This is a genomic window from Rhodovibrio salinarum DSM 9154 (genome assembly GCF_000515255.1).
Taxonomy (GTDB): domain Bacteria; phylum Pseudomonadota; class Alphaproteobacteria; order Kiloniellales; family Rhodovibrionaceae; genus Rhodovibrio; species Rhodovibrio salinarum.
In genome coordinates this window covers 197,429-217,372 of sequence record NZ_KI911559.1, presented here as the reverse complement: position 1 = coordinate 217,372, position 19,944 = coordinate 197,429, and the positions used below count along the sequence as shown (strand labels likewise).

Below are 19,944 nucleotides of genomic sequence, written 5' to 3'. Positions count from 1 at the left end.
CGTCTCCTCCGCTAAGGGCCCTCCCACACGGCGACCCGCGCGCCGACGGCTTGGGACAAGCGGTCCTGCAGCGTCGCGTCGACCGTCGGCGGCACGACGGCGAGGTCGAGCTGCGCTTTGGGGGGCGGACTGTCCGCGAGAGTTTCGGCCACTTTCGGGGAGATCACGGCGACCCGAGGTGCAGCCTGATCCAGGGCGGTTGCGACCGTGCGTGCGTCCAGGCGCGGCAGCAGCACGACTTCCCGCCCAGCGGTGAGCGGGGCCAGCAGGGCCGCGGTTGCCCAGGCATCTTCCGGATGCTGGGCGATCAGCCAGCGGCCCGCGCCGCCGACCAGCTCCAGCAGCCGCTCGATCGCCTCGCTCAGGGCGCGCGCATCGGCGTGGCTGCCGTCCGCGCGCAGCACGCCCGCCTGCGCGCTGGCGTCGAGCGCCGCCGGGCGTTCGGTCTCCGCCTTCAGCAAGTCGGGCAGGGCGCTGGTGCGCGGGTGGCGCGGCAGGGTCGCAAGCTCGCCGCCGCGCAGCAGCGGGGCCAGCAGGTTGCGCGGGAAGGGCAGCAGCTCCGCCATCTTATCGACCAGCACGGCGTCCAGCGTGCTGTCGTCCAGCAGCTCCAGCCAGCGGTGCTGCAGCCGGGTCAGGTCCAGGGACACCAGCACGCCCGACGCGACCATCGACAGCCGGTCGGCCAGCGCTTCCCCGCGCGACAGTGGGTCGCACGGCACGAGCGTGGCGCCCAGGCGCAGGCCCGCCAGAGCGGTCATCGCCGCCGTGGGCACGGGCGGCAGCATCAGGCCCAGACGCTTGTCCGGGCCGACGTCCAGGCGTGCTAGTGCCCCGGTCATGCGTCCGGCCCGCGCGGTCAGGTCGGTGTAGCTCCAACTGCGCCCGAAGCTGGAGATCGCGGTTTGGTCGCCACGTGCGATCGCGGCATCCAGGATGCGGGCGGTGAGCGGGGCTGGTGTGTCGGGGTAAGTCACGTGCGGTGTGTCCTCGTTTAATCGGGACGGTCGGGGCAGGCGCGGTGTCCTGTAGCGGGCAGGAATAGCGCCGCCCTTGTCCCGGTTAACCGGATTGGGTTACTTGCCATCCGGAGGTTGTCGGCTGCCGGCGATATAACGCTGGTGGACCGGACCGCAACGCTAGAGAGATCGTCATCAGGGATCGTCTGCGGCCTGCGGCCGTGCCCCGCTGGAGCCCGGCACCGGCGGCGGTCGCCGGTTGTGCGCAAATCAAGGGGAGAACCGCGCTCATGGCTCAGTTCCAGTCGCTGGACACGCTCGATGTCGCCGGCAAGACCGTTCTGGTGCGCGTCGACTTCAACGTGCCGATGAAGGACGGCCAAGTCACCGATGCCAGCCGCATCCAGCGCGCCGCGCGCACCATTCGCGAGCTGACCGACCGCAAGGCCAAGGTGGTGCTGCTCTCCCACTTCGGCCGGCCCAAGGGCGAGCGGGTCCCGGAGATGTCGCTCAAGCCCACGGTACCGCCCCTGCAGGAGGCGCTCGACGGGCTGCCCGTTGGCTTCGCCGATGACTGCGTCGGCGCGCCGGCCGAGCAGGCGGTCGCCGGGCTCGAACCCGGGCAGGTCGTGTTGCTGGAAAACCTGCGCTACCACAAGGAGGAGGAGAAGGACGATCCCGCCTTCGCCGACCAACTGGCCAAGCTGGGCGATCTCTATCTGAACGACGCCTTCTCCGCCGCGCACCGGGCGCACGCCAGCGTGCACGCGCTTGCCAAGCGCCTGCCGTCGGGCGCCGGCCGGCTGATGCAGGAAGAGCTGGAACACCTGGAAGCCGCGCTGGAAAACCCGCGCCGGCCGATGATGGCCGTGGTTGGCGGGGCCAAGGTCTCGACCAAGATCGACCTGCTGTCGAACCTGGTAACCAAGGTCGACGCGCTGGTGATCGGCGGTGGCATGGCCAACACCTTCCTGCACGCCCTCGGCCACGACGTCGGCAAGTCGCTGTGCGAGAAGGAGATGGCCGATACCGCCAACGCGATCCTGCAGAAGGCCCGCGATGAGGGCGGCGATATCGTGCTGCCGACCGATGCGGTCGTCGCGCGCGAGCTTAAGGCCGGCGTCGAGACCGAGATCTGCTCGGTCAAGAGCGTGCCGGGCGACCAGATGATTCTGGACGCGGGCCCGCAGACAGTCGAGCACCTGTGCCGCCGGTTGGAAGACTGCGCCACGATCGTCTGGAACGGCCCGCTCGGCACCTTCGAGACGCCGCCGTTCGACCAGGCGACCAATCAAGTCGCCGCCAAGGCCGCCGAGCTGACCCGCGCCAACAAGCTGTTGTCGGTGGCCGGTGGCGGCGACACCGTTTCCGCGCTCACCAACGCAGGCGTGCTGGACGACTTCTCCTACGTCTCCGCGGCCGGGGGCGCCTTCCTGGAGTGGCTGGAAGGCAAGGACCTCCCCGGCGTTCGGGTGCTGGCGGAAAGCGCTTAAGCGCCGTCATCTGGCGAAAGGCGGTAAATTGTCGGGCCCTCTCCTTGCCGTGACAGGGAGGGGGGCGGCATGGTGAGCGGTTCCCGACAATATCGCGGTGCGCGCAGACCTAGCCGCGGGGCCACGGCTCACCACCGGCAATCCGCCGTGTGGTCTGCCCGCCATAGCGGAGGGCAAGAGGCGACAGATCCTGGCGCGGCTAGTGCTTGCCGTAAACCCGGTCGTAGCCCTTCTTGATCAGGGCGAAGACGTAGAGGACGCACAGCACGAACACCAGAATGCCGAGGTCGTAGCCGGCCGCCGTGGGGTCGCTGTGCGCGGCGATGCGCAGGGCATAGATGCCGATCCCGCCGGCGACGAGCCCCGTGACCCATTGGTCGATCGGGCGCGTCGGGATCAGCTTGCCAAGCGGCGGCAGCACCTGGACCGTGGTGCGCTTGCCGTCCTGGATGTCGAAGTGCTGCTTGATCAGCCGGAACTCCAGCAGCGCCATTGCGATGAACAGCAGCAGGCCACCGTAGTAACCGCGCCAGGTTTCGCCGCTGGCCGCGATCGCCAGGCCGAAGACGGCGATCACCGCGATCAGCAGCGCCGTCAGGGCGCGCTTGGTCTCGGGTTGCATGGAAACGAGCTCACTTGTTCGCGTTGGATCGATCAGGTTGGATACCGTTTTCGGCTACCAACCTATCAGCCGCGCCGCCCTGAGCAAGTCCACACGATGTCGCGCGGTGGGACCGAAGACCGCGCTGCACGGCCGCGCAAAGCGGCGCAGGGCCAAAGGCGAGCAGGGGTACGAGTCCTAGAGGTCTAGTGCGTGGCGCCGGAACCGTTGGTCGGACCGCTCGGCGTGGCCTCGGACAGGCTGGCGGTGGCTGTGTTTCCGCCCGGCGTATGCTGGGATCCGCTGGCGTTCTGTGGGGCACCGCTGGACGTCTTCTGACCGTTCATCCCGGCCTTTTGGGAGCTCCCGCCACTGCGCGCGGCCTTGTTTCCTTGCGCCGCGGTGCCAGCCGTTGCCCCGCGACCGCCGCCGGCGCCGCCTTGATGTGTCGTGTCGGCGGTGTCGTGGCGCGCCTTGTAGGCCTGATCGAAGCCGCTCTTGATCTGCAGGAAGACGAATATGATCAGCACCACGAAGAGGAACAGGGCGCTGTTGTAGGTGCCTGCGGAGGTGGCGTTGGCGGCGTAGAACAAAGTGCCCAGCGCCAGGACGCCGCCGATGATCCCTGCGGCCCATTTTCCGAGATACTGCATAATGTCTTCCCCTGATGACGTCTGCGCTTCCCGGATGCCGCCCGGCGCGCGCGCAAGGTCCCTTACGACCGGGGGTACCCCGTGACATTGACGTGCGTCAACTGGCCGCTCTCAACTCCGATGAGGGCGTCCTGGTGCGGTTGCCGCCGTCGTCGCTGCCGGGCCCGCGCCGCGGGCGTCCGGTTTTGGCGCGACGCGGCAGCTCGATCTGGAAGGCCGTGCCGCTGGCATCCGTGCCGGTGAGCGTGATGTCGCCGCCGTGTGCGCGCACCAGATCGCGGGCGATCGCTAACCCTAGGCCGGTGCCTCCCTGCTTCATCGTACCCGAGAACGGCTGAAAGATGTTGTCTCGTACCCGCGGCGGCAGACCGGGGCCGTCATCAGCGATCGTCACGCTGAGATCCCCGTTGTGTGTCTGCGCGGCGACCTCGACGCGGGTGGCGCCGGCCTCCACCGCGTTGCGGAGCAGGTTGGAGAAGACGCGGTAGAGCTGGTCGCGGTCGGCCTCGACCTCCAGCTCCGTCGGCAGGTGGTTGACCACCGGACCCGCAGCCAGACTATCGCTGGTCTGTGCGGCGGCGATCTCGCCGGCGATGTCTTCCACCAGCATGGCGAGATCGAAGCGGCTGATCTCCAGACGCGGCGGTCCTTCCTGGGTGAAGTTCAGGGTCTGTTGGCACAGGTGCACCGCGCGGTCGATCGTCTTGACCAGCGTGGGCGCGAGCCGACGGACGTCCGGGTCGCCGCTGTCCGCCAGGCGGTCGGACACCAACCGTGCGCTTGCCAGGATATTCTTCAGGTCGTGGCTGACCTTGGTCACTGCGATGCCGAGCGCGGCCAGCCGGGTTTTCTGATGCAGGGCTGTGGCCAGGCGTCCCTGCATGCTGGCCAACTCGCGCTCCGCCACGCCGATCTCGTCGGTGCGGTTGCTTGGCTGGATCTGCGCGGTGACGTCCTCGGGATCCTCGCGGAAGCGGGTCATGCTGGCGGTCACGCGGCGCATCGGGCGGACCATCATCAGGTGCAGGGCGACGTACACCAGGGCCGCCGTGATTAGCGAGATCGCCAGGGACAGCACCAGAATCCGCTCCCCGAAGGCGAACATCGCCTGGCACAGCGGCTTTTCCTCAATCACCACCTCGACCATGGCATTCGGCTGGTGCGGCGAGGTGCCGACCACGCGGATCACCCGGTCGCCGGGGCTGGTCAGGCTGCCGAAGGCATCGGCGATCAGGGCGAAGGCCCCGGCCCCGCGCAGGTCGTAGCTGGCGTGGACGGGACCCGGGGGCTCGCGCATCAGCATCAGCTTGCCCCTGTCCGGGCGCTTCAGCGCGATCGAGTGCGCCCCGACGTAGTCCAGCAGTTCGCCCTCCAGTTCTTCCGAGACCATCTGGTCCGGCGTGGCTTCCAGCGCGAGCACGGCGAGGTGCGCGCTCGCCAGCTTTTCTTCCAGGTAGCTCAGGCGGTAGCGCGCTATCGAGGGGACGAAGATCAGCACCTCCGCCAGCATGACGAAAAAGATCGTCAGCACCAGCAGGCGCACGGACAGGCCCTTGACGGGCGATGGCAGGGACAGGCGGGCTCGCGTCATCGCGGCCAAGGGTAGCATGCCTGGCGTTGGCCGTCCTTCACCCGAGCTTGGCGAGCAGGCGGACGATTTTGCGGGTGCGCTCGGAAAACAGGCTGGGGGTATAGAAGCTGCCGGCGGCGCGTTTGGAAATTTCGCCGAAGGTCGGATAGGGCGCGATCATTTGCGCGATCGCGCCGACCTTTTCCTTGCGCTGGACCGCCAGGATCCAGGGATAGATCAGTTCGCCCGCGTGCGCGCCAGCGATCGCCGCGCCCAGAACGCGGCCCTTGGCGTCCACCACCACGCGGATCATGCCCTCGGTCGTGCGTTCGGCCCGGGCACGGTCGTTGTCCGCGAACGGCCAGGTCAGGGTGCGCACCTTGTCGCCGTAGCGCGCCCGCGCAGCCGCTTCGCCCAAGCCCACGCTGGCGATCTCGGGCGTGGTGTAGGTCACCTGCGGCACGCTGCCATGGTCGGCCTTGGCGGGGAGGCGGAACAGGGCGTTCTTGATCACGATGCCGGCGTGGTAGCCGGCGACGTGGGTGAACTGCGGCCCGCCGGCGACATCGCCGGCCGCGAAAACGCGCCGGTTGGTGGTGCGCAGCCGGGCGTCGACCTGCAGTCCGCCGTTCGCGGTGCGCGCGATCCCGGCCGCCTCCAGGTTCAGCCCGTCCAGATTGACCTTCCGCCCGGCCGCGATCAGCAGATGACTGCCGGTCAGGTGCTGGGCCTGTCCGTCGCGGGCGATGTCGACGGCGACGCCGTTGCCCTCCGGACTGACGCCCGTGACCTGGGTGCTCTCGTAGAGCGCGAGTCCGTCGGCGTGTAACTGGGCGCGCAGCACCGCGACCATATCCGGGTCGTCGCGCGGCAGAAGGCTGGCCATCTCGACGATCGAGACTCGAGAACCCAGGTGCGCGAACGCCTGCCCCAGTTCGGTGCCGATCGGCCCGCCACCGATCACGATCAGGTGGTCCGGCCGTTCGGTCAGATCGAACACCGTCTCATTGGTCAGATAGGGCGTTTTGTCGATGCCGGGGATCGGCGGCACCGCCGCGGTCGATCCGGTCGCGAGCACGAACCGTCGGGGGCGTATACGCACACCATCGGCCGTGAGTGTACGGGGGTCCTCGAACGCGCCGTGCGCCTGTACGACCCGGACTCCCAGGCCCTCGAACCGCGCCACTGAATCGTGCGGGGCGATGCTGGCGATGACGTCATGGACGTGCCGATGCACCGCCGCGAAGTCGACCTGCGGCGCGTCGGTGGTCAGCCCGTACTTCGCGGCGAGTCGGTCCAGCTGCGCGGCCTTACCGGCCGCGAGCAGCGCCTTTGACGGGACGCAGCCGGTGTTCAGACAGTCGCCGCCCATCTTGCCGCGTTCGACCAGCACGGTATCGGCGCCCATCTGCTGCGCGCCCGCGGCCACCGCCAGTCCGGCGGACCCGGCGCCGATCACGCACAGGTCGGGGGTCAGGGTCTCGGTCATGGCCGGGTCTCCGGTGTGCCGTGCTGCCGGGCTTTCCACTTTTTGTAGGCCACCGGCAGCAGCGCCAGCAGACCTAGTCCCACGATCGGCCCCAGGATTTCCGGCTGGAAGATGATGCCGAGGCTGGGCGCCCCACCAGAAGTCACGAGCGCGTCCAATCCGTTGCCGACGCTGGCATAGACCAGCGTGCCCGGGATGATGCCGATGAAGGTGCCCAGCACGTAGATGCCGAGCGGTACGCCGACGAACGCGGGCACCAGGTTGACCAGCCAGAAGGGGAAGATCGGGATCAGCCGAAGGAACAGGAGGTAAGACAGCGCGTTCTCCTGGAAGCCGGTGCGCATCCGTTGCACCGCGCCGCCCGCCCTGGCGCGCAGCGTGTCGCCGAGTGCCGTTCGCGCGGCCAGGAAGACTGCGAGCGAGCCTATCGTCGCCCCGGTCACGGCGTAGACGGTGCCAAGCCAGGTACCGAACAGAAAGCCGCCCAGGGTGGTCAGCACCGCTCCGCCAGGGATCGAGAAGGCGGCGACGGCGGCGTAGACGCCGACGTACGCCAGCGCGGCCAGCATGGGCGCCTCGCGCACCTGCGCCATCAGCCAGTCGCGATGCGCGGACAGCGTCTGGAAACTAAGATAGCGCTCGAGCCCCAGCGCAAAGAACAGCCCCAGCCCGGTCAGCAGCACCAGCAGCGGCCACAGCCGGCGCAGGCCGGGCCGGTGCGTTCGCGTGGTGCTGTGCGGTGTGACGGGATCGTCGCCCTTGGTCTGGGGGTCGGTTTTCCCGGTCATGGCAAATGGGTCATGGCAAACAGGCCTTTCGCGCCGGTGGCACAAGGCGGCCGACAGCGATCCCGGCAGGGCCACCGCCCGTCCCTTGCGATATAGCCGTGGACCGCGGACGGCACCAATGACAACCGTCTCACGGACGCGTGAGAAGGTGCCGGGGCGACGCGCCGCATTCCGCAGGCGGCGGGCGTCGTTGACAGGGGCGGGGGCGGCGCTTATACCCGCCACGCAACCGACATTGACAGCCTTTTTAGAACAACGGAGACAGGGCCGTGAAACGCACTTTTCAGCCGAGCGTGCTGGTCCGGAAGCGCCGCCATGGGTTCCGCGCGCGCATGGAAACCAAGGGTGGCCGCCGGGTGATCAACGCCCGCCGCCGCAAGGGCCGCAAGCGTCTGAGCGCGTAAGCGCCGGCCGGGGTCCCATGTCGGCTGGCCGCCAGACCCGGGTCGGGCGGCTGACCAAGCGCCCGGAATTCCTGCGCGTCGCGGCCGGCCGTCGAAAATGGGTCACCCCCGGCATGGTCGTGCAGGCGCGAGCGCGACACGAGGCGCCGCCGGCTTCGGCCGTTGCGGCGCTGAATGCGTCTGAGGGGGCGGCCGAGACCGACTCCGCCGGGCCGCCACGTGTCGGCATCACGGTGTCGCGCAAGGTCGGCAACGCCGTGCAGCGCAACCGCGCCCGCCGACGCCTTCGGGCGGCGGCGCGCGAAGCCTTGCCCGAGGTGGGCGCGCCCGGAGTCGACTACGTCTTGATCGGCCGGGCCGGCACCTTGAGCCGCGCGTATCCCGACCTGCTGGCCGATCTGCAGCAGGCGGTGGACAAGCTGAACCGGCCCGGACGCCCACGCAGTTCCGGTGCCGGGACGGGACGCAGCGGTACGCGCCGACGCAAGTCCGGCCGTCCGCGCGACCAGGCAGGCGACAAGCAGGCGAAGGACGGATCGCATGGCGAGCCATGACGGGACGGCGATGGACGGCGGCGCCCCTGCCCGCAGCGGGGCGCGCTGTCGGCGTCTTCCGGGCGCGCTCGCGCGTGGCGGCGTGATCGCGCTGATCTACCTGTACCAGGCCATCGCTTCGGTGTTCCCCAAGGGCTGCCGGTTCGAACCCAGCTGTTCGAACTACGGACTGGAGGCGGTGCGGGTGCACGGCGCACTCGCCGGTGGGTGGCTGACGCTCAAGCGCATCCTGCGCTGCCGGCCGGGCGGCGGCTTTGGGGTCGATCCCGTGCCGCCCAAGGACTGCCCGCACGCCCACGGCGATTCCGAAGACTTGCGGCATCCGGCGCGCTAATCGTGCCGAGGCCGCCCGCTGACCCCGCTGGATGGATGTCCGGCAGACGACCTGACTGAGACCTAACCGACCGCAGACCGCGCCTGTCCGCTGCAATGGCGACCGCGCCGCGGGCTCTTCGCTTCAGGAACGGCGAACACAATGGAACAGCGCAACCTGATCCTGGCGATCGTCGCCTCGATTGCCATCCTGCTCGGCTTCGAGCTGCTCTATAACGCCCCCCAACGCGAGCAGCAGGCCCAACAGGCCGCGCAGCAGGAGACGACTCAGCAGGAGCAGTCCGGCGGCGCCTCCCAAGCTCCGTCGCCGCAGGGTGGTGATGGTGGCGGCGGCGTGCCAGGAGCTGCGCCCGGACAGGCTGGCGCGCTCGACCGTGGCGAGGTGCTGGACGACACGCAGCGGGTTGAGATCGACACCCCTTCCTTGACCGGCTCGATCAACGTCAAGGGCGCGCGGATCGACGACCTGACGCTGCGCAACTACCACCAGGAGGTCGATGACGACAGCCCGCTCATCGACCTGCTCTCGCCGGAAGGGGCGACCAAGGCCTACTACGCTGACTTCGGCTGGGCGCCGGCGTCGCGCGCCAACGTTACGCTGCCCGACGGGCAGACCAATTGGCAGGTCGACAGCGGCGGGCCCCTGACCCCGGACAATCCGGTCACCCTGTCCTGGTCGAACGGCGAGGGGCTGACCTTCAAGCGGACCTTCTCGATCGACGAAGATTTCATGTTCACCGTCGAGCAGACGGTTGTGAACGAGACGGGTGAACCGGTCAGTCTGGCGCCTTATGGTCTGGTCAACCGGCGCGGGACGCCGAACACGCTCGGCTACTACATCCTGCACGAGGGGCCGATCGGCGTGTTCAACGGCACGCTGGACGAAGTCGACTACGACGACGTGCAGGAAGATGGGCCGATCGCCTACGAGACCACCGGCGGCTGGATCGGCATCACCGACAAGTATTGGCTGGTCTCGCTGGTCCCGAATCAGGACCAGCCGGTCAACGCGCGGTTCATTCACAACCAATCCAACGCCGGCGTGGCGAAGTATCAGGCCGACGTGCTGTATGACAGCCAGCAGGTCGCGCCCGGCGAGAGTATGACCAGCACCTCGCGTCTGTTCGCCGGCGCCAAGAAGGTCTCGGTGCTTGACGGCTACGCCGAGCAGTACGGCATTCCGCACTTCGACAAGGCGGTCGACTTCGGCTGGTTCTACTTCCTGACCAAGCCGATCTTCCACGCGCTCCACTTCTTCGCGCAGATGACCGGCAACTTCGGCGTGGCGATCATCTGCCTGGTTGTCATCCTGAAGATCCTGCTGTTCCCGCTGGCCAACAAGTCCTACCGCTCGATGGCCAAGATGCGGAAACTGCAGCCGGAGATGCAGAATCTCCGCGAGCGCTTCGGCGAGGACAAGCAGCGTCTCAATCAGGAGATGATGGCGCTCTATAAGCGCGAGGGCGCCAATCCGGCCTCGGGCTGTCTGCCGATCCTGTTGCAGATTCCGGTGTTCTTCGCACTCTATAAGGTGCTGTTCGTCACGATCGAGATGCGCCATGCGCCGTTCGTCGGCTATCTGCAGGACCTGTCATCGAAGGATCCGACCTCGATCCTCAACCTGTTCGGCATCCTGCCCTGGGGCGTGCCGGAACTGGGGGCGCTGAGCATCCTGAACATCGGGTTCCTGCCGCTGATCATGGGCATCTCGATGTATGGCCAGCAGATGCTGAACCCGCAGCCGGCCGATCCGATGCAGGCGCGCATCTTCCAGTTCCTGCCGGTGATCTTTACCTTCATCCTGTCGCAGTTCCCGGCCGGTTTGGTGCTGTACTGGACGTCGAACAACATGCTGACGATCGCTCAGCAGTACATCATCATGAAGCGCGCCGGCATGCAGATCGGCGGGAAGCAGACCGCCTCGGCGGGCGCCACCGACAGCTCCGCCAAGAGTGGCGGTTCGAGCGGATCAGGCGGCTCCGGCGGCGGCAAGAAGCGCGCCGGCAAGCAAAAGGGCGAGTCGCAGGGCGGTCAGCAGGCCGCCGCGGCGAATGGCGGGCCGACGCTGGAAGGCGAGGCGACCGATGTCACCGCTCAAGCGAATGGCGAGGGTGACAGCAGCGCCGATGGACAGGCGCAAGCCGGGAGCGAGTCGGCCGCAGGGGCCGGCCAACAAGGGTCGACCGGCGGTAAATCCGCTGGCGGTCAGCGCAGCCGCTCCGGCCAGCAACGCGGGTCCAGCAACCCGGCGGCCAAGCGCAAGGGCGGCGGCGCGTCCAAGAGCAAGAAGGGTGGCGGCCGGCGCTAGTCGAAGCCGGTCGCCGCGCCCGATGGTCTGGCTTGGGGCCGGTGTGTGCACAGACAAGGCGGGCTTGTGAGATGACGCGATCGCATCCGGCCGAGGACGCGCCCGACGCCCCGCTGTTGCCCGAGGCTCCGGCGGAAGGCGAGCCGGATCTCCCGGACCGGGAGTTCGGCCGTTGGTTGTTCGCGCAGCAGTGCGGTTTCGTCGCCGGGGTGCAGACGATGGCGCAGCTGCCGGAGTTCGCCCTGCCGGAGGTCGCGTTCGCCGGCCGCTCCAACGTCGGCAAGTCCTCGCTGGTTAACGCGCTGACGGGGCAGAATACGTTGGCGCGCACCTCCAATACGCCAGGACGCACCCGGCAACTGAACTTCTTCGATCTGGGCAGCCGGCTGCTGCTGGTGGACCTGCCAGGGTATGGCTACGCCAAGGCGCCGAAGACCGAGATCAAGCGCTGGACCGAGCTCACCCAGGATTACCTGCGTGGGCGTCCCACCCTGCGCCGGGTCTGCCTTTTGGTCGATGCGCGTCGGGGCGTGCGCGACACCGACCGGGAAGTGATGACCGCGCTCGACACCGCGGCCGTGTCCTATCAGCTGGTGCTGACCAAGGCGGACAAGGTCAAGCAGCCTGAGCTGGCGCAGGTGCTTGAAACCATGCAGAAGCTGCATCCCAAGCACGTCGCTTTGCACCCGCGCATCGCCACCACCAGTGCGCAGAAAGACACGGGAATCGCCGAGCTGCGCGCGGAGCTCGCCGCGCTCGCCAGCGACAGGCCGTACGAAGAAGGGTAGAGGCGCCTCATGACGCAGCAGTCCCCGCAGCAGCCGCGCAACTTCGGCGAAACCAAGCACTGGCTGCGTACCGCCCGGACGATCACCGAGGCGCTGCCCTACATGCGGCGTTACGCCGGGCGCACGATCGTCATCAAGTACGGCGGCCATGCGATGGGCGATTCCCATCTGGCCGACCTGTTCGCCCGCGATATCGCCTTGATGAAGCAGGTCGGCATCAACCCCGTGATCGTCCACGGCGGCGGCCCGCAGATCGGGCGGATGCTGGAGAAGCTGCAAGTCGAGTCGCAGTTCGTCGACGGCTTGCGCGTGACCGACCAGGCGACCGTGGAGGTCGTCGAGATGGTGCTCTCCGGCACCATCAACAAACAGATCGTCAGCTCGATCAACGCCGTCGGGGGCACCGCGATCGGCCTGTCCGGCAAGGACGGCGGCCTGATCCAGGCGCGCAAGCTGCGGCGCACCAAGCGCGATCCTGACAGCAATATCGAGAAGCTGGTCGACCTCGGCTTCGTCGGCGAGCCGGCGCAGGTCAACCCGCACATCCTGTCCTCGCTGGAACAGTCGGGCATGATCCCGGTGATCGCCCCGATCGGCTGGGGCCCGAACGGCGAGACCTTCAACATCAACGCCGACACCGCCGCCGGCGCGGTCGCGGGTGCGCTCGGCGCCTCGCGCCTGTTGATGCTGACCGACGTGATCGGCGTACTCGACAGCGAGAAGCAGTTGATCCCGGACCTGACGGTCGAGCAAACACGTGAGCTGATCGACGACAACACGATCGCCGGCGGCATGATCCCCAAGGTCGAGACCTGTCTGAAGGCGGTCGAGGAGGGCGTCGATGCCGCCGTCATTCTGGACGGTCGCGTGCCGCACGCGCTGCTGCTGGAGACCTTTACGGACCGCGGCGTCGGCACCCTGATCCGCAAGCGCTAGGCGAGGCGTCGGCGGCGCGGTCAGTTGGCCGAGGTGGTCTCGCCGTCGTGCTCGTCCACCGGGCGCCAGTGGAACAGGAAGTAGATCGCGAGCAGCCCGAACGCGAGCGCGAACCAGGTGATGGCGTAATTGAAGTGCTGGTTGCGCAGGTTGACGCGTGTCTGGCCGCCGATCGGGTATTCGCCGGGCGTCTGGTTCTTGGCGACGTCGACATAGATTTGCGTGATCGGGCTCTCGAGTGCGGCGAACCGCGCCATCCGGTCCAGATCCATCCAGACCCAGGTGTTGTCGGCCGGATCGTTTTCCGGCTTGACGAACTCCATCCCGGACCAGCCGCCCTTGCGCACGATCCCCTCGATCGTCACCTGCCCGGTGACCAGGCTTTGGGGCCTGGCCTCCGGCGGTTTCTTGTCGGTCGGCACCCAGCCGCGGTTGACCAGGATTTGCCGGCCGTCGGCAAGCGCGAAGGGGGTGATCACATCCCAGCCGCGCCGGGTTTTCCCGTAGGTTTGAGCGGCGCGATAGATTTCGTGATCGTTCAGGAAACGGCCGGTTAGCTCAACGCGCTGGAAGCGCAGGGTATCGACGTTCCCGAGTGGCTTTGGCAAGGCGGCCGGGGCCTGCGTCATCCGGGATTGCATTTCGTCGACGAGCGCGTTTTTCCATTCCATGCGCTCGATCTGCCACAGACCCAACGCGATCAGGATCGCAAGCACCGGAATGGTGGCGACCGTGGTCCATAGCCGGGGCTTGAAGCGCCGTCGCTTACCGCGTGGGATGGGGTCGGGACTCATGGGCCTGGGCGTTCGTGACGGTCGAGCTTTAGTGCGACCCCGAGGTATCGGTGTCGTCGCGGTCCAACTGGCCGGTATCTTCGGCCTTGTTCTTGAACTGCAGCGCGATCAACAGCGCCTTGGCCGGGCGCAGCATCCAGATCGAGCCGGCGATGATCACCGCAGGCCAAATCGCCATGTGCACCCAGAGCGCCGGGCTGGCCAGACTTTCCAGCAACAGCGCCAGCATGACGACGACGGTGCCCAGGATCATGATGATAAATACAGCGGGCCCGTCGCCGCTGTCGGCCTTGGACAGGTCGAGACCGCACACCTCGCACTCCGGGCGCACCTCAAGCAGGCCCTTGAACAGCGGCCCGCGCCCACACCGCGGACAGCGGCAGTGCAAACCCGCCTGATAGGCCGAGATGGCGGGTTGTGAATCGTCCCAGGACATGCGGCTCCTTGTTCTCTCGTCCGTGTTCACGGGTGCGGGAGGGGCGAAGCGGTGTGCGGACCGCCCCTCCCGCGCCCCAGAAGGCTGTGATCGGGCCTTACGAGCCCCACCAGTAGACGGCGGAGAACAGGAACAGCCAGACCACGTCGACGAAGTGCCAGTACCACGCGGCCGCCTCGAAACCGAAGTGCGATTCCGGCGTGAAGTGGCCAGCGCGTGCCCGGAAGAAACAGACGAGCAGGAAGATCGTGCCGATGATGACGTGGAAGCCGTGGAAGCCGGTCGCCATGTAGAACACGCTGGAGTAGATGTCCCCGCCGAAGCCGAAGTGAGCGTGGGCATACTCGTACGCCTGCAGCGAGGTGAAGATCATCCCGAGGAAGACCGTTAGCGCCAGCCCGCGCAGCATGCCGCTGCGGTCGCCTTCCCTCAGCGCATGGTGCGCCCAGGTGACCGTGCAGCCGGACAGCAGCAGAATCAGCGTGTTCAGAAACGGGATCGAGAACGCGTCGAAGGTGTGAATCTCCGGCGGCGGCCAGGTGCCGCTGATCGCGTCGGTTGGGAACAGCGCGCCGTTGAAGTAGGCCCAGAAGAAGGCGGCGAAGAACATCACCTCCGAGGCGATGAACAGCAGCATGCCGTAGCGCAGGCCCAGCTTGACCACCGGCGTGTGGTCGCCGGCGCGCGACTCCCGGATCACCTGGCGCCACCAGCCGGCCATGGTGAGCAGGACCATGGCCAGGCCCACGAAGGCCAGCCAAAGCCCGCTGTCGTGCATCCAGAACACCAGCCCGAGCGCGAGCACGCCGGCGGACAGGGCGCCCACCAGCGGCCATGGGCTGGGATCTACCATGTGGTAGGGGTGGTTCTTCTCGTGCGTATGGGCCATCAGGTCCTCTCGCCCCTTCTCGAAAAGCGTCGTTCGATGTGTCCGGCGTTGTGTCGTTTATCCGCCGGGATCAGTTGGCCGTGCCCACCGCGTGCGTGGGGACGGTCAGGCCGGCAACCAGGCTATCCTCCCGTTCCCGCGCGGCTTGCTCATCCGGTATCGGGAAGAAGGTGTAGGACAGCGTGATCGTCTTGACGTCCGCCAGGTTGGGATCGTCCAGGATCGCCGGGTCGACGAAGTAGTCGACCGGCATGTCGACCCGTTCGCCCGGCTGTAGCGTCTGCTTGGTGAAGCAGAAGCAGGCGATCTTGGAGAAGTACTTGCCGGCCTTGAGCGGTGTGACGTTGAACGTCGCGGTACCGGTGATCGGCCGGTCGGACAGGTTCTCCGCCTGGTAGTACGCCATGGCGCGCGCGCCGAGCTTGACCTCGACCTCGATCTGCTTGGGGCTGAAGGCCCAGGGCAGATCGGGCGACCGGTCGGCGTTGAAGCGCACCTTCATCGTTTGGTCCACGGCCGACGGCGCGACCTCCGCGACCTGTGTGGTGCCGCCGAAACCGGTGACCTGGCAGAACAGGCGGTACAGCGGCACCGCCGCGAACGACAGCCCGACCATGCCGGCAAACACGCAGGTCAACGCCAGCGCGGTGCGGGCGTTGCGCTTGCCGGTCGCGGGGCCGGTGGTGTGGGGGCCGTCGGATCGCGCGTTCGTCACGGATCGGTCCCTAGCTGGCGCCGGGCGTATTCGCGCCCATGCGCACGATGGCAACGATGTAGACCAGCACGACGAAGCCCACCAGGACCGCCAGCAGCGCGAGGTTCTTGCCGCGCTTCTTCCGGCGGAAGGCGTCCCGGGTCTCCGGTGTCCAGTCTTGCTGTGGCGTGTTCTCGGGAGTTGGCATGGTTCAGGGTCAGACGATTTGGCCCGCCGTGGCGTCCACGATCAGGACCGCCAGCAGCAGGTAGAGGTAGAGAATGGAGAAGCCGAACATCTGCTTCGCCGCCTTCTGCATGCGCGACTCGTCCTTCAGGACGCGCGCGGCGGAGACGACGAACAGGGCGCCCATGGCCAACGCGACAAGGCCGTAGCCCGGCCCGGCGAAGCCCATCAGGTAAGGCGCCGGGGCGAGCGGCAGCAGCAGCAGGGTGTAGAGGAACATCTGCTTCTTGGTCGCCTGCCGGCCAGCCACGACCGGCAGCATCGGCACCCCGGCGTTGGAGTAGTCGATGTCGGTGTAGAGCGACAGCGCCCAGAAGTGCGGCGGCGTCCACAGGAAGATCAGCGCGAACAGCGCGATCGCGCCCAGGTCCACCGTGCCGGTCACGGCCATCCAGCCAATCATCGGCGGGAACGCGCCGGCGGCACCGCCGATCACGATGTTCTGTGGGGTCCGGCGCTTCAGCCAGGCGGTGTAGACGAAGACGTAGAACAGGATCGCGATCGCCAGCAGGCTCGCGGCCGCCCAGTTCACCGCCAAGCCCATCAGCATCACGGAGAACAGCGCCAGCGTCACCCCAAAGGCGAGTGCCTCGGCCGGTTGCACGCGCCCGGTCACGACGGGGCGTTGCTGGGTCCGGCGCATGACCGCGTCGATGTCGCGGTCGTACCACATGTTAATCGCCCCCGACGCGCCCGCGCCGCCGAGGATGCACAGCACGGCCACGCAGGCCAGCACGGGATGCAGCGTGCCCGGGGCGGCGAGCAGGCCGGCAACGCCGGACAGCACGACCAGCGACATCACCCGCGGCTTCAGCAGCTCGACGAAATCGCGCACCTCGCCGACGTCCGCGCTGGCGGACAGGGCGGTCGCGGACGCGGCGGTTTGGGGGGCGGGGGTGATGTCGGATCGGCTCACGGCGGTTGGGCTCTCGTTCGCTGATAACGGCTTGGGAACGCGGGGCTGATCGATCCGGGCCCGGCGGCGGCAAGCACCGCGGCCGGGCCTGGAAGTCGCAGGAAGCAGCCGGGTTACTTAACCCGCGGCAGCTCCTCGAAGGTGTGGAACGGCGGCGGCGAAGACACGGTCCACTCCAGCGTCGTCGCCCCCTCGCCCCAGGGGTTCGCCTGCGCCTGGCGCCCCTTCAGCAGCACGTAGGTGGTCATCACCAGGAAGAACAGCGTCGCCAGACCGGTGCAGTAGGCGCCGATCGAAGACACGAAGTTCCAGCCCGCGTAGGCGTCCGGGTAGTCGATGTAACGCCGGGGCATGCCGGCCAGACCCAGGAAGTGCTGCGGGAAGAAGATGATGTTCACGCTGACGAAGGTGAGCCAGAAGTGCAGCTTACCGGCCCACTCCGGGTACTCGCGGCCGGTCATCTTGCCGAACCAGTAGTAGAAGCCGGCGAAGATGCCGAACAGCGCGCCCATCGACAGCACGTAATGGAAGTGCGCGACCACGTAGTAGGTGTCGTGCAGCACCGTATCCATGCCGGCGTTCGACAGCACCACGCCGGTCACGCCGCCGACAGTGAACAGGAAGATGAAGCCCATCGCCCACAGCATCGGCGTGGTGAAGCGGATCGAGCCGCCCCACATCGTCGCGATCCAGGAGAAGATCTTAATGCCGGTGGGCACCGCGATGATCATCGTCGCCGCGGTGAAGTAGGCCTTGGTATCCACGTCCAGGCCGACGGTGAACATGTGGTGCGCCCACACGATGAAGCCGACGAAGCCGATTGCCACCATCGCGTAGGCCATGCCCAGGTAGCCGAACACCGGCTTGCGGGAGAAGGTCGAGACGATGTGGCTGATGATCCCGAAGGCCGGCAGGATCATGATGTAGACCTCGGGGTGTCCGAAGAACCAGAACAGATGCTGGAACAGGATCGGGTCACCGCCGCCGGCGGCCTCGAAGAAGGTGGTGCCGAAGTTGCGGTCGGTCAGCAGCATGGTGATCGCCCCGCCCAGCACCGGCAGCGAGAGCAGCAGCAGGAACGCGGTCACCAGCATCGCCCAGGCGAACAGCGGCATCTTGTGCAGCGTCATGCCCGGGGCGCGCATGTTGAAGATCGTGGTGATGAAGTTGATCGCCCCCAGGATCGAACTGGCGCCGGCCAGGTGCAGGGCGAAGATCGCCATGTCGACCGACATGCCCGGGTGCCCAATGCTACTCGACAAGGGTGGGTACATCGTCCAGCCGGTGCCGGCCCCCTGGTCGACGAACGCCGATCCCAGCAACAGCAGGAACGCCGGGACGATCAGCCAGAAGCTGATGTTGTTCATGCGGGGGAAAGCCATGTCGGGCGCGCCGATCATCAGCGGCACGAACCAGTTGCCGAACCCGCCGATCAACGCCGGCATAACCACGAAGAACACCATGATCAGGCCGTGGGCGGTGATGATCATGTTGTACAGCTGCCCGTCCGGCGAGGCGCCCTGCAGCATGTACTGCACGCCCGGCTCCTGGAGTTCCAGGCGGATCAGCATGGAGAAGGCACCGCCGATGATCCCCGCGACCACCGCGAAGATCAGGTAGAGGGTGCCGATATCCTTGTGGTTCGTGGAGAAGAACCACCGCCGGATGAAGCCCGGCGTGTCGTCGTGCGCGCCGTAGCCGGCGGCGCCATGGGCCTGTGCCATTTCCTTCGTCCCCTTGGGCCTTGAAGTCTAAGGGCCTCGGTCTGCTCGCGTGGTACGCGCTAGTTCGCCTTCGCGTCGGCCAACTGCGGCTGGTCGTCGGACGGGATGCCCTGCTGTGCCTGCATCGTGCCGACCCACTGCTCGAACTCCTCCTTCGAGACCGCCTTGATCTCGATCGGCATCGAGTTGTGGCGCACGCCGCACAGCTCGGAGCACTGGCCGTAGTAAATGCCCTCTTCCTGGATCCGCACCCAGGTCTCGTTCAGCTGGCCGGGTACGGCGTCGCGTTTGACGCCCATCGACGGCATCGCGAAGGAGTGCAGCACGTCGGAAGAGGTGATCAGGATGCGCACGTTGGTATCGACCGGCAGGACCACGGCCTGGTTGGTCGACAGCTGACGCAACTCGCCCTCGGAGGGGTCGATGTCGCTGTCCTCGACCATGAACGCGTCGAAGCTGATGCCGCCGTTATCCGGGTACTCGTACGACCAGTACCACTGCCGGCCGGTCGCCTTGATGGTCATCTCCGCGTCGACGACCTGATCCTCGTAGTACAGCAGCTTGAACGACGGGATCGCGATGATGACCAGGATGATCACCGGCACCGCCGTCCAGATCACCTCGATCACCGTGTTGTGGGTCGTCTTCGAGGGTGTTGCGTTGCGCTTCTCATGGAAGCGCCACCCCGTGTAGAGCATCAGTGCCAGGACGAGCACCACGATCAAGGTGCAGATCACCAGCAGTAGGTTGTGGAAGTCCTGAATCTCTTCCATCACCGGCGTGGCGGCGTCCTGCAGCCCGAGCTGCCAGTTTTCCGGCGCGCCCTTGACCTTCGGTGCGGAGTCTTGCGCGGCGGCCGGGGCAGCCAAGAGCAGGCCCGCCGTGCCCGCAAGCGCGCTGGCGCCGGCCTGGGCCTTGGAGGCGAACCGCTGAGCGATCCCATTAAAACGCGTCATGTCTGGTTGCTCTTTATGATCCGTTCGACGTCGTTCGGCGTAGTGATTTGAGTGGCGCGGCATTTTTCGCACCGGCGCGCGCTGGGCCGTGAAATGGCTGCGGCGCGGGTGCTGGCAGGGTGCGACACCTGCGGCGAAGTGTCCGTCGCCGGCGGGGGCGCAAGCTAGACCAGGCGATCCGAGCCGGCAAGGCTTGGTTCGACTACGAACCTGCTGTTTTCCCGCGTTTCGGGCCGCGCGCCGAGCTGTCTGCACTGGCCATAACTCGCCAGCAACCTATCAGCCAGCCGGTCGGTCGACGGCCCCTTGCGGCGTTATGTCGCGTCTTGCAGCCTGCGCTGGATCAATGACGACGGCGTTAACGCTTCCCATGTAGTACGGTTACCTTGAATTCTTGGGTATGCCGCTGGGGC

Annotated in this window: 21 protein-coding genes; 7 read left to right on the top strand and 14 right to left on the bottom strand. The window is 67.2% G+C overall.

The features are described 5' to 3' along the window. Nucleotides 1-11: 11 nt before the first annotated feature. Nucleotides 12-977 (bottom strand): AMP-binding protein, encoded by a 966-nt coding sequence (locus RHOSA_RS0100985; RefSeq protein WP_027287220.1) that lies wholly within the window; start codon nucleotides 975-977, stop codon nucleotides 12-14. A gap of 272 nt (nucleotides 978-1,249) precedes the next feature. On the opposite strand from RHOSA_RS0100985, the gene RHOSA_RS0100980 reads away from it, so the two are divergent. Beyond that, nucleotides 1,250-2,452, top strand: a complete 1,203-nt coding sequence (locus tag RHOSA_RS0100980; RefSeq protein WP_027287219.1) for a phosphoglycerate kinase — start codon at nucleotides 1,250-1,252, stop codon at nucleotides 2,450-2,452. Between the two features lie 199 nt (nucleotides 2,453-2,651). Here RHOSA_RS0100980 and RHOSA_RS0100975 read toward each other — a convergent pair whose 3' ends face one another. The 5 genes from RHOSA_RS0100975 to RHOSA_RS0100955 form a co-directional block, all read right to left on the bottom strand. Further along, complete coding sequence (locus tag RHOSA_RS0100975; RefSeq protein ID WP_027287218.1) at nucleotides 2,652-3,074, bottom strand: hypothetical protein; 423 nt, start codon at nucleotides 3,072-3,074, stop codon at nucleotides 2,652-2,654. A 185-nt stretch (nucleotides 3,075-3,259) separates the two neighbouring features. Beyond that, the gene (locus RHOSA_RS0100970; RefSeq protein WP_027287217.1) at nucleotides 3,260-3,706 is read right to left on the bottom strand and encodes a hypothetical protein; all 447 of its coding nucleotides are present in this window, start codon (nucleotides 3,704-3,706) and stop codon (nucleotides 3,260-3,262) included. A 97-nt stretch (nucleotides 3,707-3,803) separates the two neighbouring features. After that, on the bottom strand, nucleotides 3,804-5,297 hold the full coding sequence (locus RHOSA_RS19565) for a sensor histidine kinase (RefSeq protein WP_081728882.1): 1,494 nt from the start codon (nucleotides 5,295-5,297) through the stop codon (nucleotides 3,804-3,806). 37 nt (nucleotides 5,298-5,334) lie between these two features. Then, a complete protein-coding gene (locus tag RHOSA_RS0100960; protein WP_027287216.1) occupies nucleotides 5,335-6,765 on the bottom strand; it encodes a dihydrolipoyl dehydrogenase family protein in 1,431 nt (476 codons plus the stop codon). Then, nucleotides 6,762-7,553 (bottom strand): TVP38/TMEM64 family protein, encoded by a 792-nt coding sequence (locus RHOSA_RS0100955; protein ID WP_027287215.1) that lies wholly within the window; start codon nucleotides 7,551-7,553, stop codon nucleotides 6,762-6,764. Before RHOSA_RS0100955 ends, RHOSA_RS0100960 begins: the two co-directional genes overlap by 4 nt. Nucleotides 7,554-7,822: 269 nt before the next feature. Between RHOSA_RS0100955 and rpmH the strand changes: the two genes are divergently transcribed. From rpmH to argB, 6 genes are all read left to right on the top strand, one after another. Then, entirely contained in the window at nucleotides 7,823-7,957 is a 135-nt protein-coding gene (gene rpmH / locus RHOSA_RS0100950; protein ID WP_027287214.1) for a 50S ribosomal protein L34, read from the top strand. A gap of 17 nt (nucleotides 7,958-7,974) precedes the next feature. Beyond that, nucleotides 7,975-8,511, top strand: coding sequence for a ribonuclease P protein component (rnpA, locus tag RHOSA_RS19560; protein ID WP_081728351.1), 537 nt, complete (start codon nucleotides 7,975-7,977; stop codon nucleotides 8,509-8,511). Next, nucleotides 8,498-8,845 (top strand): membrane protein insertion efficiency factor YidD, encoded by a 348-nt coding sequence (gene yidD / locus RHOSA_RS19555; protein ID WP_215904969.1) that lies wholly within the window; start codon nucleotides 8,498-8,500, stop codon nucleotides 8,843-8,845. The genes rnpA and yidD overlap by 14 nt, the downstream gene beginning before the upstream one ends. Before the next feature lie 141 nt (nucleotides 8,846-8,986). Continuing rightward, nucleotides 8,987-11,152 (top strand): membrane protein insertase YidC, encoded by a 2,166-nt coding sequence (yidC, locus tag RHOSA_RS19550; protein WP_081728350.1) that lies wholly within the window; start codon nucleotides 8,987-8,989, stop codon nucleotides 11,150-11,152. Nucleotides 11,153-11,223: 71 nt separating this feature from the next. Continuing rightward, entirely contained in the window at nucleotides 11,224-11,940 is a 717-nt protein-coding gene (gene yihA, locus RHOSA_RS19545; RefSeq protein WP_037255439.1) for a ribosome biogenesis GTP-binding protein YihA/YsxC, read from the top strand. Nucleotides 11,941-11,949: 9 nt separating this feature from the next. Further along, complete coding sequence (argB, locus tag RHOSA_RS0100925; protein WP_027287213.1) at nucleotides 11,950-12,876, top strand: acetylglutamate kinase; 927 nt, start codon at nucleotides 11,950-11,952, stop codon at nucleotides 12,874-12,876. A gap of 20 nt (nucleotides 12,877-12,896) precedes the next feature. Here argB and RHOSA_RS19540 read toward each other — a convergent pair whose 3' ends face one another. The 8 genes from RHOSA_RS19540 to coxB all read right to left on the bottom strand — a co-directional run bounded on the left by RHOSA_RS19540 (nucleotide 12,897) and on the right by coxB (nucleotide 19,531). Next, nucleotides 12,897-13,670 carry an SURF1 family protein gene (locus RHOSA_RS19540; protein ID WP_051431669.1) on the bottom strand — a complete coding sequence of 258 codons (774 nt, stop codon included), beginning with the start codon at nucleotides 13,668-13,670 and terminating at the stop codon, nucleotides 12,897-12,899. A 28-nt stretch (nucleotides 13,671-13,698) separates the two neighbouring features. Continuing rightward, complete coding sequence (locus tag RHOSA_RS0100915) at nucleotides 13,699-14,106, bottom strand: DUF983 domain-containing protein (RefSeq protein WP_027287212.1); 408 nt, start codon at nucleotides 14,104-14,106, stop codon at nucleotides 13,699-13,701. A 97-nt stretch (nucleotides 14,107-14,203) separates the two neighbouring features. After that, nucleotides 14,204-14,995: a cytochrome c oxidase subunit 3 gene (locus RHOSA_RS0100910; protein WP_027287211.1), complete on the bottom strand. Its 792-nt coding sequence runs from the start codon at nucleotides 14,993-14,995 to the stop codon at nucleotides 14,204-14,206. 70 nt (nucleotides 14,996-15,065) lie between these two features. Further along, entirely contained in the window at nucleotides 15,066-15,710 is a 645-nt protein-coding gene (locus RHOSA_RS19535) for a cytochrome c oxidase assembly protein (RefSeq protein WP_081728349.1), read from the bottom strand. 10 nt (nucleotides 15,711-15,720) lie between these two features. Beyond that, nucleotides 15,721-15,897: a cytochrome c oxidase system small membrane protein gene (locus RHOSA_RS25340; RefSeq protein WP_169816579.1), complete on the bottom strand. Its 177-nt coding sequence runs from the start codon at nucleotides 15,895-15,897 to the stop codon at nucleotides 15,721-15,723. A gap of 9 nt (nucleotides 15,898-15,906) precedes the next feature. Continuing rightward, nucleotides 15,907-16,797, bottom strand: coding sequence for a heme o synthase (gene cyoE / locus RHOSA_RS0100895; protein ID WP_027287210.1), 891 nt, complete (start codon nucleotides 16,795-16,797; stop codon nucleotides 15,907-15,909). A gap of 167 nt (nucleotides 16,798-16,964) precedes the next feature. Next, nucleotides 16,965-18,575 (bottom strand): cytochrome c oxidase subunit I, encoded by a 1,611-nt coding sequence (ctaD, locus tag RHOSA_RS0100890; protein WP_027287209.1) that lies wholly within the window; start codon nucleotides 18,573-18,575, stop codon nucleotides 16,965-16,967. A gap of 59 nt (nucleotides 18,576-18,634) precedes the next feature. Continuing rightward, on the bottom strand, nucleotides 18,635-19,531 hold the full coding sequence (gene coxB / locus RHOSA_RS0100885; protein ID WP_081728347.1) for a cytochrome c oxidase subunit II: 897 nt from the start codon (nucleotides 19,529-19,531) through the stop codon (nucleotides 18,635-18,637). Between the last annotated feature and the right edge of the window lie 413 nt (nucleotides 19,532-19,944).